Annotated in this window: 13 protein-coding genes; 3 read left to right on the plus strand and 10 right to left on the minus strand. The window is 71.1% G+C overall.

Annotation, left to right across the window (positions count from 1 at the left end):
- Positions 1-38 precede the first annotated feature (38 nt).
- On the plus strand, positions 39-458 hold the full coding sequence (locus ACGFK0_RS11535; protein ID WP_392903223.1) for a RodZ domain-containing protein: 420 nt from the start codon (positions 39-41) through the stop codon (positions 456-458).
- Here the strand turns inward: ACGFK0_RS11535 and pyrE are convergent.
- The gene (pyrE, locus tag ACGFK0_RS11540) at positions 455-991 is read right to left on the minus strand and encodes an orotate phosphoribosyltransferase (protein WP_392903225.1); all 537 of its coding nucleotides are present in this window, start codon (positions 989-991) and stop codon (positions 455-457) included. The two genes, ACGFK0_RS11535 and pyrE, sit on opposite strands and share 4 nt — an antisense overlap.
- A gap of 138 nt (positions 992-1,129) precedes the next feature.
- On the opposite strand from pyrE, the gene ACGFK0_RS11545 reads away from it, so the two are divergent.
- Positions 1,130-1,657 (plus strand): hypothetical protein, encoded by a 528-nt coding sequence (locus ACGFK0_RS11545; protein WP_392903227.1) that lies wholly within the window; start codon positions 1,130-1,132, stop codon positions 1,655-1,657.
- Positions 1,658-1,669: 12 nt separating this feature from the next.
- Here the strand turns inward: ACGFK0_RS11545 and ACGFK0_RS11550 are convergent, their stop codons facing one another.
- The 4 genes from ACGFK0_RS11550 to ACGFK0_RS11565 form a co-directional block, all read right to left on the minus strand.
- A complete protein-coding gene (locus ACGFK0_RS11550; RefSeq protein ID WP_392903229.1) occupies positions 1,670-2,314 on the minus strand; it encodes a tol-pal system YbgF family protein in 645 nt (214 codons plus the stop codon).
- A gap of 80 nt (positions 2,315-2,394) precedes the next feature.
- Complete coding sequence (locus ACGFK0_RS11555) at positions 2,395-3,822, minus strand: NYN domain-containing protein (RefSeq protein ID WP_392903231.1); 1,428 nt, start codon at positions 3,820-3,822, stop codon at positions 2,395-2,397.
- A gap of 483 nt (positions 3,823-4,305) precedes the next feature.
- A complete protein-coding gene (locus ACGFK0_RS11560) occupies positions 4,306-5,934 on the minus strand; it encodes an alkaline phosphatase D family protein (protein ID WP_392903233.1) in 1,629 nt (542 codons plus the stop codon).
- A 73-nt stretch (positions 5,935-6,007) separates the two neighbouring features.
- The gene (locus ACGFK0_RS11565) at positions 6,008-6,991 is read right to left on the minus strand and encodes an NAD-dependent epimerase/dehydratase family protein (protein WP_392903235.1); all 984 of its coding nucleotides are present in this window, start codon (positions 6,989-6,991) and stop codon (positions 6,008-6,010) included.
- A 106-nt stretch (positions 6,992-7,097) separates the two neighbouring features.
- On the opposite strand from ACGFK0_RS11565, the gene ACGFK0_RS11570 reads away from it, so the two are divergent.
- A complete protein-coding gene (locus tag ACGFK0_RS11570) occupies positions 7,098-7,805 on the plus strand; it encodes a hypothetical protein (protein WP_392903238.1) in 708 nt (235 codons plus the stop codon).
- A 48-nt stretch (positions 7,806-7,853) separates the two neighbouring features.
- On the opposite strand, the gene clpB is transcribed toward ACGFK0_RS11570, so the two are convergent.
- From clpB to dnaK, 5 genes are all read right to left on the minus strand, one after another.
- On the minus strand, positions 7,854-10,451 hold the full coding sequence (gene clpB / locus ACGFK0_RS11575; protein WP_392903241.1) for an ATP-dependent chaperone ClpB: 2,598 nt from the start codon (positions 10,449-10,451) through the stop codon (positions 7,854-7,856).
- A 31-nt stretch (positions 10,452-10,482) separates the two neighbouring features.
- Complete coding sequence (locus tag ACGFK0_RS11580) at positions 10,483-10,929, minus strand: heat shock protein transcriptional repressor HspR (protein WP_392903242.1); 447 nt, start codon at positions 10,927-10,929, stop codon at positions 10,483-10,485.
- Positions 10,930-10,934: 5 nt separating this feature from the next.
- A complete protein-coding gene (gene dnaJ, locus ACGFK0_RS11585) occupies positions 10,935-12,113 on the minus strand; it encodes a molecular chaperone DnaJ (protein ID WP_392903246.1) in 1,179 nt (392 codons plus the stop codon).
- A gap of 139 nt (positions 12,114-12,252) precedes the next feature.
- Entirely contained in the window at positions 12,253-12,906 is a 654-nt protein-coding gene (gene grpE, locus ACGFK0_RS11590; RefSeq protein WP_392904041.1) for a nucleotide exchange factor GrpE, read from the minus strand.
- Positions 12,900-14,765: a molecular chaperone DnaK gene (dnaK, locus tag ACGFK0_RS11595; RefSeq protein WP_392903249.1), complete on the minus strand. Its 1,866-nt coding sequence runs from the start codon at positions 14,763-14,765 to the stop codon at positions 12,900-12,902. The genes grpE and dnaK overlap by 7 nt, the downstream gene beginning before the upstream one ends.
- Between the last annotated feature and the right edge of the window lie 155 nt (positions 14,766-14,920).

The following is a 14,920-nucleotide window of genomic DNA, read 5'->3' on the forward strand; positions in this document are numbered from 1 at the left end:
GGTCGGACCCTAGGGGTCTCGCGCGCATACTGATCGCGGTGCTTGCCGTGATGGCCGCCCTGGCCCTTCTGGTCGTGGGCGGCATGGCACTGGTCAACGCCCTTTCCGGCGAGCCCGAACAGAAGGGTCCCGTCACGCCCACGCCCGCGACCGCGTCCGCCGACGCGTCCCCCAGCGAAAGCCAGGCACCGAAGTCGCCGGCGGCCGCCGTCCCCCTGGTCATCCGCGTGACGGGGCAGCCCACCAACGTCGTCGTCCGGGTCGCGGACGCCCAGGGCAAGGTGCTCACCAACGGCACGCTCGGCACCGGCGACACGCTCCAGTACGACGAGGCCCCCCTCCAGGTCGTCGCCACCAACGGCGGCTCCCTGCAGGTCACCATCTACGGCGAGGTGCAGCCGGCGAAGCCGAACGGCCAGCGCGGCCAGTGGTTCGTCGGCGAAGCGCCGGCGACCTAGCTCAGGCCGAGGTCCGCGACGCCGTACGGATGCCGGTACGCGAGGCCCTCCTCGGCGATGCGTCCCGCCGCGCCGCGCTCCAGGATCGTCGCGACCGCCACGACCTCCGCCCCCGCCTCCCGCAGCGCCTCCACCGCGGTGAGGACGGACCCGCCCGTGGTCGAGGTGTCCTCGACGGCGAGGACCCGGCGCCCCGCCACGTCCGGCCCCTCGATGCGCCGCTGCAACCCGTGCGCCTTTCCCGCCTTCCGCACGACGAACGCGTCCAGCGTGCGTCCGCGGGCCGCCGCCGCGTGCAGCATCGCCGCGGCCACCGGGTCGGCGCCCAGCGTGAGCCCGCCGACGGCGTCGTAGTCGAGGCCGGCGGTCTCGTCCAGCATGACCCGCCCCACCAGCGGCGCCGCGACCCCGTCCAGCGTCACCCGGCGCAGGTCCACGTACCAGGACGCCCGCCTGCCCGACGACAGCACGACGTCCCCGTGCACCACGGCCTTGTCCTTGATCATCTGCAGCAGCTCTTCGCGATCGCTCACCCGACGAAGCCTATTCACCGGTCTCCAGCCCCCACCCACCGCCATTCAATCGACGAGCTCCGCTCGACCCCCATCTGCCCGTTCACCCCGTGCACGGCCCCCGCCGCCGCCGTGTACGGTGCCCGGGAGGGGGACGAGATGACGCCGGGAACGCTGATCCTGCTGCACGCGCCGAACGCCGACGCGGCCGCCTGGGGCGACCTGCCGGAGATGCTGCGCTCGTACGGCCTGGACGTGGTCGCACCGGACGTCCCGGACGGCACGGGCCACCGCTACATCGCCCGCGTCTCCCTGATCATCACGGCGACCGATCCGGTGGCCCCGCTCGTCCTGGCCGCACACGGCGCCGCCGGGCCCCTGCTGCCCGGCATAGCCCTCGCCCAGCGCGCCGCGCACCGTCCCGTGGGCGGCTACGTGTTCGTCGACGCCGACCTCCCGCGCCCCCTGCACCTGCACGGTGAGGGCTCGCCCCACGATGACCTCCCCATGCCCCCAGATTGGCCGGAGGCGCCCTGCGGGTACCTCCGCACCCATTCGGACCGCTCCGGCTCCTCCGAGCACGAGGAGGCCGTCAGAGAGGCGCGCCTACGCGGCTGGCCCGTGACCGAACACGACCCTCCGAAGGCCGTGGCCCAATCCCTGAGCGAACTGGTGGCCACCCTGTAGCCGGGTGGAGCCCTACCCGTTCTTCAGGAGGTCGTCCAGGAGGGCGTCGTAATCGTCTTCGCCGCGGCCGAGGTCGATGCGGGCGCGGTAGCGGAGGCGGAGGAGGGCTTCGAGGCTGTCCTCGGCGAGGGCGACGTCGTCCGGGCCCGGTGTGAGGGTGTCGGCCCCGGGGACCGGGGGCTCGTCGGGGCCGCCGATGCCGGTGCCCACGGCGCGGTCGCGCAGGGCGAGGACGACGTCGGCGCCGCTGGTGGCCCACTCGTGGGCGCCGGTCGCGTCGCCCTGGGCGTAGAGCACCTCGGCGACGGCGCGGTACACCTCGGGGTCGCGCGGCTTGTCGTCGCGGATCTGGTCCAGGAGCGTGCGGGCCTCGTCGGGGCGTTCGAGTTCGAAGAGCGCGTCGGCGAGGTAGGCGCGCGGGTCGCCGTAGGTTTCGCCGCCGTCGTCCAGGGCCCTGCGGTACAGCTCGGCGGCCTTGCCGTGGTCGCCGGCATGCTGCCACTGCTCACCCGCGCGCAGCAGAACGTTGGCGCGTGACACCCCGCCGGACACCGACTCGGCCAGCTCGGCGAGCCGGCGGGCCGCCGAGATGTGATCGCCGGTGCGCAGGGTGTCGAACTCCAGGTCGTCGAGATCGTCTTCCGTCACATGCGTCACGCTTCAACGCTACCCGTCGCCGCGCGGCCGAAGCGGCCGAATCGGTGATGATCGCGCAATACCGGTGCGTACCTGGCGGCTTACCTGCGGGAACGTTCTAGAGCGTCCCAGAATCCGCGGCGCAGCGCGTGCCGCACCTCGTCGTGCAGAAGGAAGTCGATGGGCAGCGAGGAGCCCTGCAGGAGCCGCGCCTCCAGGTCGGACGGCATGCGCGGTTTGCGGGCGAGGACGGCCTCCAGCCACAGGGCGGGCGCGTCCCTGGCGACGGACTCGCCGAAGTCCTGGCCTTCCTGGTGGGCGGCCTTGACCGCGTCCGCCAGCGTCGGGGCGTTCTGCTGCACCGGCACGGGCGAGACCTGCTGCGGGCCCGTGTACGGGCCGTTCTGGCCGCCCGACTGCATCGTCTGCGGTGGCGGCGGCGGGGACGGTGCCGGGATCGGCGACGAGGTGTACTGCGGCCCCGGGTTCGGCGGCTGCGCGGGCGGCGCCTGGGACGGCGGGGCCTGCGCGGAGGGCGGCCCGGACGTCGGCGCGGCCTGCAGCGGGACCTGCTGCCCGCCGGTGCCGTAGGACGACCCGCCACCGGACCCGTACGACGATCCCCCGCCGGACCCGTAGGACGACCCGCCGCCTGAACTGCCTGAACTGCCTGAACTGTAGGACGATCCGCCGCCGGAGCCGTACGACGATCCCCCGTGCCCGTCCGACGAGCCGGGCAGCGGCATCGGGCCGGTGCCGTGGCCGCCGGTCGAGCCGGGGCCGTTCAGCCCGGTGTTGCCGGTCATGGCCGGGCCGAGGTCGCGGACGGCCGGGGCGGGCGTCGCCGGCGGCCGGCTGAGCGGGGACGCGGGCGGCGGCCCGTTGTGCGAGGTGGTCTGGAGGGGGCCGAGTGAGCTGCCGTGGCCGTTGGAGCCGTGGCCGTTGGACAGCGGGCTCGCCCCGAGGGAGGAGGAGCCGGCGGTGCCGTCCATGCCGGCGAGCAGGTTGACGTAGGGCCGCAGGTGGCCGGAGCCGATCTCGATGAGGTCGTCGCACTCCTGCCGCAGCACGCGGGAGATCGTCCAGTTGCCGTCGACGGCGACGTGCACGATGGTGACGCGGACGCCGAGGTCCTGGGCGTCGGTGACGACCTGGGCGAGGTCCTCGTCGCCGCTGACCAGGACGGCGTCGGTGAGCGCACCGTTGCGGGCGAGGGTCATCAGGTCGCGGTGGATCTCGGAGTCGACGCCCTCGCGGCGGCCGGGGCGGATGCGGCCGAGTCTCAGCTTGAGTCCGGGCAGGTCGGCGAGCGCGTCGTGCTCGGGGGAGCGGCGGCCCTCGACCGTCGCCTCGTACCAGTAGCAGCGCAGCAGCGGCATTCCGGTGCGTTCTCTGGCGAGATTGCCCAGGAGCTGCAGGAGGCCGCCGAAGTCCCACGAGACGGTTTCGCGATGACGTGTGCCATGCACCGACATCGCGCCGTCGGCCAGCAGGTAGCCGGCGTCTACGAACAGCGCGCAGCGATCCATGCGACACCGCCCTTCCTCAAACACGGGAGCTCACAGCATGCCCATCCGGCGTAGTGTCCTCGGGCGCCTATAGCGTAGTGAAGCGCGTAAGCCCGGTAGGCCAATACGGCGTTTCGCCACTCTTTCATGGCAGGCCGCCGGTTGGCGACTCCCCGGTAACAAAGAAATCAGAAGCCGCGGCGGACGCTACCAGCCGATTCGGGCCGGCCCTGTAGTTCCCCATGATCTTTACGGGAAGAAGCAGGTCGCGGGTTCAATCCCGGGATCCCCGCGACCCGCGCTTAAACCGCCCATGGTGAGCGGCAGCGTGAGCGACCGGTGAGCGGCGCGCCCGGGGGTTGTTCCGCGGCTTTTCATGCGAGCCCGAGTGGAGCACGCCGTTTCATGCTCGCAAATTGTGATGGCTTGACCACTGGTTGTTGCCTCATTCTGACCGTGCCGGCGGATTTTCACGGAACGCGTCCCCCGCCGGCCGGATACCCGTCAGCCCGTAATTTCCGCGCTGCCCATCTCGGTGAGCCTGCCGCCGTCGCGCGGTGTCTCCCAGCGAACGTCGCAGCTGCGCCCCGACAGTTCGACGGTGGCGATGGCGTTGTCGAACCAGGGGCCGTCGGTCATGCGCCACCGGATCGGCGGGACGGGCACCTTCGCCAGTTTCGCCAGGGCGCGGAACGGTCCGCCGACCGCCCGCGAGTACGCGAGGTGGTTGGCCCAGCGGAACACCCCGGCCAGAGGGTTGCGCAGGGGCGAGCAGACGATCTGCGTGATCTTCGACTGGGTACCGGGCTCGGTGACCCGCGCCAGGTACGAGTAGTGGATGTCGCCGGACAGGAAGGAGATGCTCGCCGGGGCGGGGCCGCGCTCACCGCGTCCGACGGCGACGACGGCGGCGGCCAGGGTGCGGAACGACCGCTCGAACGCCGCCCAGTGCTCCAGGTCGGCGGCCTGCCGGACCTTCTCCCCGAACTTGGCTCCGGCCTTGCCCCAGGCGCCCCCGGCGATGGCCTCGTTCCACGACTCCGCATGGTGGATCGCCCTGGGCAGCAGGTAGGGGAGGGAACTCGCGATGAGGAGATGGTCCACGCCGCCCTGGCACTTGCCGTCCAGCCACTGGAACTCCTCGTCGTCGAGCATGCCGCGGCGGTCGGCGGTGAGGAGCCTGGAGCATCGGCTGTCGACGACGATCAGGCGGGTTCCGCCCCAGTCGTGCGCGTAGCTCCAGCGCGTGCTGGCCGGTTCCTTGTCGGCCTTCTCCGCGAGCTCGTCGAGGACGGCGCCCGCGTCGCCGGTGCTGTCGGACGCCGCCCGCACCGCCTTGAAGACGGCATCGGACGCGCGGTCCTGCGGCGACATGTTCCCGAGGTGCTGGTAGACCCAGTACGAGCCGATCCCGCCGGTGATGCGGGCCTTCCACCAGGGCTGCGACCACATCTCCTGGCGCCACGCATAGGAGGTGTTCCAGTCGTCCCTGATGTCGTGGTCATCGAAGATGGTGAAGGTCGGGACGGTGGACAGCAGCCACCGCACCGCCGGATCGTCGTGCCACGCCAGCTTGTAGAGGTGGGTGTACTCCTCGTAGTCGGCGACCTCGTCGATGGGCGGCTCTTCCGGTTCGCGGCGGCTCCCGATGAACTCGCGCATCTCGTCGGTCAGCTCGTCGGCGTAGATCTGGTCGCCGACCATGAGCAGGATGTCCGGCCAGGTGACCGAGTCGCCGCCCGCGCGGAGCCGGTCCGCGAACGCGGCGAGCGCGTCGTACCCGAACTGCTCGACGGTGCCCGGCGAGCGGCGGCAGGACCCGAACGAGATCCGCAGGGCGCCCTCCGGGTCGAGCGTCCTGATCCGGGACGGCGGGAACCCGGTGCCGGCTTCGGGCCAGACGGTCTCGCCGTCGGCCTGCACCTCGTAAGGGATCCGCGCGCCCGGCGCGAGCCCCTCGATCTCGACGAGCGCGTAGTGGTGGCCGTGCGCGGTGAACGTCCGGGCGTTCGCGTCCACGCCGTGCTCCTGGCTGACGACCCGAACCTCGCACGGACGGTCGGTCTCCACCCAGATCGTCGCGGTGTGGTGACTCACGTGCCGGAGATGGGGCCCCAGTACCAAAGCGGTCATGTGAGCCTCTCTAGCCGACCGGGGCCTGTCGCGTCCACTGAAGCGGCATCCGGGTTAGGGCAGAGCGGCCTCGTCAGGAGCGCAGGACCTTCGTTTCGGTCTCGGCGTTCAGGCCGACCACCGGGCGGTCGGGACGCTGCGGCGCCCGGCCTCCGATGGCTCGGAGCCACTCCCACGTGTCCGCGACCGTTTCCTGGACGGTTCTGCAGTGCAGGCCCGCGGAAACCGCTTTGGTCACGCTTGCGCGGTGCATCGTGTCGTACGCCTCGCCGGGTGGAATCCAGATCGGAAGGTCCGTCCAAGGCTGGATGCCCGCTTCAAGGATCTTTTCCGGGGACGTCCAGACGAGGTCGGCGTCAGAGCCCGTCGCCTGGATGCACGCTTCGAGCAACTCGCCCATCGTCGTGTGATCTGGTGGGCTGACGAGGTTGAACGCCCCGCCGGTTCCGTTTTCGATGGCGTCCAGGGTCCACTTGGCAAGGTCCCGGGCGTCGATGTACTGCAGACCCGCGTCGCGTGGGCCGGGCGCCAGAACCTCACCGCCCTGGGAGATCCGCGTCAGCCACCATGGCAGGCGCCCGATGTTCTCGTAGGGGCCGATGATGAGCCCGGCCCGCACCAGCAGCGCCCTGTCGCCGAACACGTCCGTCGCCGCGAGCTCTCCCCCGCGCTTGGCCGACGCGTAGTCGACCTCGCCGTCGTCGGGGGAGCCGTCCACCACGGCGGCGGTTTCGCCGAGCCCGGCCGGCGTGGGATAGCGGTAGACCGAACGGCTGGAGATGTAGGCGTACCGTGCGACCCGCCCGTCCAGGAGCCGCGCGGCGTCCCGTACGGCAGACGGTGCGCCCGACCAGGTGTCGACGACCGCGTCCCACTGCCCGCCGGCGAGGGCTTTGAGACCGTCCTCGGCGGTGCGGTCGCCGTGCAACGACACGACGCCCTGAGGCGGCTCGTGGCGGCCCCTGTGGAAGACGGTCACGTCCCATCCGCGGGCGACCGCGTCTTCGGTGACGGCTCGTCCGACGAACTCCGTCCCGCCCAGCATCAGAAGCTTCATGGGGAAGACTCTGCCTTCTGTACGTTCTGTACGGAACGGTTCCACGCTCACAGCAGAACCGGTCATCGGCCGACGGACGGGCGATGACCGGAGTAGCTTCCCGAACGTGACCGATTCGTTCGACCTTGTCCGGGATCTCCCGTCCGCGCTGCGCGACCGGTCGGCGGCCTGGACGTACATCCGGGGTTTCGCCGCGACCTGGCGCACACCGCTGACTCCGGAGGACGGGACGCCGGAAGCCGAACTGACGGCGGCCGAAGAACACCTCGGCATGCGCCTGCCCGCCGCCCTCCGCGAGGCGTACACGCTCTTCGGGCGCCGCGCCGACCTGCACAGCACCATGCACTCACTGCTGCGCCCGGACGAGTTCTACGTGGACGACCGCAAGGAAGCCCTGGTCTTCCGCGAAGAGAACCAGGGAGCCGCGTCGTGGGGCGTCCTCCTCACCGACCTGGACAAGGCCGACCCGCCCGTCCGCATGCGCCGGGACCTCCAGGACAAGGAGGCGGAGCGCTGGGAGGGCTGGCTGGACGCCTTCTCCGTGTCCTGCATCGAGATCGTCCTGTCCGAGGCACTCCAGGCGGACGAGCCCGTCTGCGACCACGGCGACTTCGAGGACGACGGCGAACTGGACCGCCGCTTCACCCGCCTGCCCTTCCCCGCCCACCCCGAAGGCGAGGACGGACAGGCCTTCTACGCCGGCCCGGGCGTGCTCCTCTGCGACGGCGGAGGCTGGCTCTCCGTCCGCACCCGCGACGAGGAGACCCTCGACCGCCTCCGCGACGACATCCCCGCCGACTGGCTCACCGCCTGACACGCGGGCACCCGCCGGCCCAGAAAGGGTGGCGGGCACACAGGCGCCCTACTTCGTGAGGTTCAGGCCGCGGGTGGGTTCGACGGTGAGGCGGTCGGCGGGCTCGTCGAGGTCGACGACCACCTCGTCGCCGTCGAGGACGCCGCCGGACAGGAGTTCGCGGGCGAGCTGGTCGCCGATCGCCGTCTGGACGAGGCGGCGCAGCGGGCGCGCCCCGTACAGCGGGTCGTAGCCGGTCATCGCCAGCCACTCGCGGGCCGCGTCGGTCACCTTCAGCGTGAGCTGCCGTTCCGCGAGACGCTCGGCCAGCTTGGCGACCTGCAGGTCCACGATCCGGGTCAGCTCGGCGGTGGACAGCGCGTCGAACAGGATCACGTCGTCCAGGCGGTTGAGGAACTCCGGCTTGAACGAGTTCCGGACGGCGTTCCAGACCGCCTCGCGCTTCGCGCCGTTCTCCAGCGTCGGGTCGACGAGGAACTGCGACCCGATGTTGGACGTCAGGATCAGGATCGCGTTGCGGAAGTCGACCGTGCGGCCCTGCCCGTCGGTGAGCCGGCCGTCGTCGAGGACCTGGAGGAGGATGTCGAACACCTCGGGGTGGGCCTTCTCCACCTCGTCCAGCAGCACCGCCGAGTACGGGCGGCGCCGGACGGCCTCGGTGAGCTGCCCACCCTCCTCGTAGCCGACGTACCCGGGCGGGGCGCCGACGAGCCGGGCGACGCTGTGCTTCTCGGAGTACTCGCTCATGTCGATGCGGGTCATCGCCCGCTCGTCGTCGAACAGGAACTCCGCGAGGGCCTTCGCCAGCTCCGTCTTGCCGACCCCGGTCGGGCCGAGGAACAGGAACGATCCGGTCGGGCGGTCCGGGTCGGAGATGCCGGCGCGGGCGCGGCGGACCGCGTCCGACACCGTGCGGACCGCGGCCGCCTGGCCGATCAGGCGCTTGCCGAGCTCGTCCTCCATGCGCAGCAGCTTCTCCGTCTCCCCTTCGAGGAGACGCCCGGCGGGGATGCCCGTCCAGGACGCGACCACGTCGGCGACGTCGTCCGGGCCGACCTCCTCCTTGACCATCGCGTCGCGGTTGTCGGCGGCCTCCGACGCCTCCTCCAGCTGCTTCTCCAGCTCCGGGATCTCGCCGTAGGTGAGCCGCGCGGACGTCTCCAGGTCGCCGTCGCGCTGGGCGCGCTCCGCCTCGCCGTGGAGCTGGTCGATCCGCTCCTTGATCTCACCGACGCGGTTCAGGCCGGCCTTCTCCTTGTCCCAGCGGGCGACGAGGCCGGTCAGATGCTCCTGCTTGTCCGCCAGGTCGGCGCGGAGCCGGTCGAGACGCTGCCGGGACGCCTCGTCGGTCTCCTTGGACAGGTTCATCTCCTCCATCTTGAGGCGGTCGACGGTGCGCTGGAGTTCGTCGATCTCCACCGGACGGGAGTCGATCTCCATGCGCAGCCGCGACGCGGCCTCGTCGACGAGGTCGATCGCCTTGTCCGGCAGGTACCGGGACGTGATGTAGCGGTCCGACAGCGCCGCCGCCGACACCAGCGCCGAGTCGTTGATCTGCACCTTGTGGTGGGCCTCGTAGCGGCCCTTCAACCCGCGCAGGATCGCGATCGTGTCCTCCACGGTCGGCTCGCCGACGAAGACCTGCTGGAACCGGCGCTCCAGCGCCGCGTCCTTCTCGATCCGCTCGCGGTACTCGTCCAGCGTCGTCGCGCCGATCATCCGCAGCTCGCCGCGGGCCAGCATCGGCTTCAGCATGTTGCCGGCGTCCATCGCGCCCTCGGCCGCGCCCGCGCCGACCATGGTGTGCAGCTCGTCGATGAACGTGACGATCCGCCCGTCGCTCTCCTTGATCTCGTTCAGGACGGCCTTCAGCCGCTCCTCGAACTCGCCGCGGTACTTCGCGCCCGCGACCATGGCGCTGAGGTCCAGCGAGACGAGCTTCTTGCCGCGCAGCGACTCGGGGACGTCCCCCGCGACGATGCGCTGCGCCAGGCCCTCCACGACGGCGGTCTTGCCGACGCCGGGCTCACCGATGAGCACCGGGTTGTTCTTCGTCCGCCGCGACAGCACCTGCACGACCCGGCGGATCTCCGAGTCCCGCCCGATCACCGGGTCGAGCCGGCCGTCGCGGGCCGCCGCCGTCAGGTCGACGCCGTACTTCTCCAGCGACTGGTAGGTGCCCTCGGGGTTCTCGGTGGTGACGCGGGCGTGGCCGCGCACCTTCTCGAACGCGTCCAGCAGCGCCTGCGGCGTCGCACCGAACTCCTTGAGCAGGCCCGCCGCCGGGCCCCCGTCCGCGGCGAGCCCGACCAGCAGATGCTCGGTCGAGACGTAGTCGTCCTCCAGTTGCTGGGCCCGGTTCGCCGCCGTGTTGACCGACCGCTGCAGCTGACCCGACAGGCGCGGCGTCGCCACCGTCGAGCCCTGCGCCTTCGGCTTCGCCGCGAGCTGCTCCTCGGCGCGGCGCCTGATCGCCTGCCAGTCCGCGCCGACGGCCTCCAGCAGCGGCACCGCCGTGCCGTCCGCCAGGGCGATCAGCGCGACCAGCAGATGCTGGGGCTCCACCTCGGGGTGCCCCTCGGCCGCGGCCCTCCGGACCGCGACCGACACCGCCTCCTGGCTCTTCTGCGTCAGCTTGTAGTCCATGTCCCAGACCCCCCGTCAACCACCTGATGTCCTAGTCCCGGTTCCGCTCGTGCCAGACCACGACGCTCGTGTGCCTGATGGGCACCAGGTCGGAGCCGGGGGTACCGCCCTGTTCACCGTGCCGCCGCTGCTGCGCCAGCCGCGCCGCGACGGAACGCGTCGATTCGAGTTCGTTGGCGAGGTCCTCCAGCGCCGCGTGCGCCTTGAGGAGCTCCTCGCGGAGCCGCACGTTGTCGCGCTGCAGCTCCAGGATGTGCTTGATGCCGGACAGGTTGATGCCCTCCTCCTGCGAGAGCCGCTGGATCTCGCGGAGCATCACGATGTCGCGCATCGAGTAGCGGCGGCCCCGTCCCGCCGTCCGGCCGGGAGACACCAGCCCCATCCGGTCATAGGTCCGCAGCGTCTGCGGATGCAGCCCGGACAGCTGCGCCGCCACCGAGATCACATAAACCGGTGTGTCATCGCCGAACGGATCCACCCAACTCACTCCTGTCGTGCCTGCTGGAGGAGGTCGGCGCGCAGGTCGTCGCCGGTGCCCGCGGCGCGGAGCCGGGCGAGGGCCTCGCGTGCCTGGTCGTCGAGCTTCTGAGGGACCTGGACGTCGACGGTGACGAGCAGGTCGCCCTTGGTGCCGTCGCGCCGGGGGGCGCCGCGGCCCTTGACGCGGAACGTGCGGCCGTTCGGCGTGGACTCGGGCAGGCGCAGCGTGACGGGCTGGCCCTGGAACGTCGGCACCCTGATCTCCGCGCCCAGCGCGGCCTCGGGGAACGTGACCGGGACGGTCAGCGTGAGGTTCTCGCCGGTGCGGCCGAACACCCGGTGCGGCTGCACCTTGATGTTGACGTAGAGGTCGCCTTGCGGGCCGCCGTTCTCGCCCGGCGCGCCCTTGCCCTTGAGCCGGATCTTCTGGCCGTCGGCGACGCCCGCCGGGATGCGCGCCTGGATGGTGCGGGTGCCGGTGGCGCGACCGCTGCCGTGGCAGATCGGGCACGGGTCGTCGACGACGAGGCCGCGGCCGTGGCAGTCCTTGCACGGCTCCTGGAAGCCGAAGTTCCCGAGGTTGCGGGTCTCGTGGCCGGTGCCCTCGCAGTTCGGGCACACCCGCGGCACGGTGCCGGCCTTGGCGCCGGTCCCGCGGCAGCCGTTGCAGGGGGCCTCGCTGGTCAGCTTGATCGGGACGGTCACGCCGTTCATCGCGCGTCCGAACGACAGCGTCACCTCGGTCTCGACGTCCGCGCCGCGGCGCGCACGCCGCGTCGTGCCCGTCGTGCGGGTGCCGCCGCCGCCCCGCCCGAACAGGCCGCCGAACAGGTCGCCGATGCGCTCCCCGGCGCCGCCCGCCTGCGTTCCGCCGCCGCTGCCGGGCTGCCCGAACAGGTCGCCGAAGTCGAAGGGGAAGCCGCCGCCCTGCTGGCCGCGGAAACCGCCCGGCATCGACCGGACCGCGTCGTACTCCTTGCGGCGCTTGTCGTCCGACAGGACGTCGTAGGCCTCGGAGACCTCCTTGAAACGGTCCTCGGCGTCGGTGTCGCCCTTGTTGGCGTCCGGATGGTACTTGCGCGCCAGCTTCCGGTAGGACTTCTTGATCTCCTCCTGGGAAGCCGTCTTCGCGACACCGAGGACCTTGTAGTAGTCCTTCTCCAGGTAGTCCTTGGTGCTCACGGCGCCCCGCCTTCTGCTATCGCCACTTGCCACATGTCTTCACGTGCCCCGGCGGCCCCGCCCCGGCCGTCGCGGCCGGGACGGGACACCGGGTCCTTCCGGGGGGCGACCCCCGGACCCCTCGGCGCCGGGCCGGGGGTCACTCGCCGTCGTCACCCGCCTCGTCGCCGGGCTCTCCGGCGGCGTCGGGCTCGGGATCGGCCACCGCGACGCGTGCGGCGCGCAGTATCCGCTCGCCGATGCGGTAACCGGGCTGGAGGACGTCCACGACACTCGTCTCGGTCACATCCGGGGAGAACGAATGCATGAGCGCCTCGTGCACGGTCGGGTCGAAGGGCTCACCCTTCTCGCCGTACCGCACCAGGCCGAGCTTGCCGGTGACCGCCTCCAGGCTCTCGGCGACGGACTTGAAGCCGCCGGTGAGCTCGTCGTGGTCACGGGCACGCCCGATGTCGTCCAGGACCGGGAGCAGTTCGGACAGGACCTGCCCGACGGCCTGCTCCCGGACCGCGACCCGGTCGCGGTCGACGCGCCTGCGGTAGTTGTCGTACTCGGCCTTCAGCCGCTGGAGGTCCGCGAGACGCTCCACCAGCTGTGTCTTCAACGAGGAGACCTCCTCGCCCGTAACCTCGGCGCCCCCGTTGGCCGGGGCCTCCGGGGCCGGTGGCCGCGCCGCCTGCGCGCCGGACTCACCGGTCCCCCGGACCTCCCCCGTTTCGGGATCGATGCGCCGCTTGTCGCGGATCACCGGGCCCTCCTTCTCCTCGCCCTCGTCGGGAGAGGACGTCACGATGCATCACCCTTCGGCTTGTCCTCGTCGACGATCTCGGCGTCGACGACCTCGTCGTCCTGCTGGTCGCCGCCCTGCGCGTCGGCCGTCGGGCCGGCGTCCTCGCCGCCCGGCTGCGCGCCCTCCGGGTTCTGCGCGTACATGGCCGCGCCCATCTTCTGGCTGACCTGCGCCAGCTTCTCGGCGCTGCCCTTGATCGCGTCGACGTCGGTGCCCTCCAGAGCCTTCTTGACCTCGGCGACCGCGTCGCTCACCTCGGTCTTCATCTCGTCGGGGACCTTCTCGTCGTTCTCCCGCAGGAACTTCTCGGTCGAGTACGCGAGGGTGTCGGCCTGGTTGCGGACCTCGGCCTCCTCGCGGCGCTTGCGGTCCTCCTCGGCGTAGTCCTCGGCGTCGCGCATCATCTTCTCGATGTCGTCCTTCGGCAGCGCGCTGCCGCCGGTGATGACCATCGACTGCTCGCGGCCGGTGCCCTGGTCCTTCGCGCTGACGTTCACGATGCCGTTGGCGTCGATGTCGAAGGTGACCTCGATCTGCGGGACGCCGCGCGGCGCCGGCGGCAGACCGGTGAGCTGGAAGGTGCCGAGCTTCTTGTTGTACGCGGCGATCTCGCGCTCGCCCTGGTAGACCTGGATCTCCACGGACGGCTGGTTGTCGTCGGCGGTGGTGAACGTCTCCGACCGCTTGGTCGGGATCGTGGTGTTCCGCTCGATGATCTTGGTGAAGATGCCGCCCTTGGTCTCGATGCCGAGGCTCAGCGGGGTCACGTCCAGCAGCAGGACGTCCTTGACCTCGCCCTTGAGCACGCCGGCCTGGAGGCTGGCGCCGATCGCGACGACCTCGTCGGGGTTGACGCCCTTGTTGGGCTCCTTGCCGCCGGTCAGCTCCTTGACCAGGTCCGACACCGCGGGCATCCGGGTCGAGCCGCCGACCAGGACGACCTGGTCGATCTTGTCGACGCCGATGCCGGCGTCCTTCAGCACCGAGTGGAACGGCGCCTTGGTCCGGTCGAGCAGGTCGGAGGTCATCCGCTGGAACTCGCCACGGGTGAGCTTCTCGTCCAGGTGCAGCGGGCCCTCGGCCGACGCGGTGATGTAGGGCAGGTTGATCTGCGTCTCGGACGAACCGGACAGCTCGATCTTCGCCTTCTCCGCGGCCTCACGCAGCCGCTGGAGGGCCATCTTGTCCTTGCCCAGGTCGACGCCGTTGGCGTTCTTGAACTTCTCGACCAGCCAGTCGACGACCTTCTGGTCCCAGTCGTCGCCGCCCAGGTGGTTGTCGCCGCTGGTGGCCTTGACCTCGACGACCCCGTCGCCGACCTCCAGCAGGGACACGTCGAACGTGCCGCCGCCCAGGTCGAAGACCAGGATGGTGGCCTCGTTCTCCTTCTCCAGGTGGTACGCCAGCGCGGCCGAGGTCGGCTCGTTGATGATGCGCAGGACGTTCAGGCCCGCGATCTGGCCGGCCTCCTTGGTGGCCTGCCGCTGGTGGTCGGAGAAGTAGGCGGGAACCGTGACGACCGCGTCGGTGACGGTCTCGCCCAGGTAGGCCTCCGCGTCGCGCTTCAGCTTCTGCAGCACGAACGCGCTCATCTGCTGCGGGTTGAAGTCCTTGTCGTCGATCTTGGTCTTCCAGTCGGTGCCCATCTCGCGCTTGACCGAACGGATCGTCCGGTCCACGTTGGTCACCGCCTGTCGCTTGGCGACCTCTCCGACCAGAACCTCACCGTTCTTGGCGAACGCGACGACGGACGGCGTGGTCCGCGACCCCTCCGCGTTCGCGATGACGGTGGGCTCGCCGCCCTCCAGAATCGCGACGACCGAGTTGGTCGTCCCGAGGTCGATGCCGACCGCACGTGCCATGTTCTCGTCCTCCGTCGTTTCCGGTGTACCGGTTCCGGTGTCTGCCGCAGTTCGGGTGTTCTGCCGCGGTTCCGGTTGTTATCGCGCCCCGGTCGCCCCCCGGGGTGCGGCCGGTTCGGTTGCTGTTCGCAAGGGTGCCCGGACCTCCCCATGTT

The organism is Spirillospora sp. NPDC048823, from assembly GCF_043198445.1.
Lineage (GTDB): Bacteria > Actinomycetota > Actinomycetes > Streptosporangiales > Streptosporangiaceae > Spirillospora.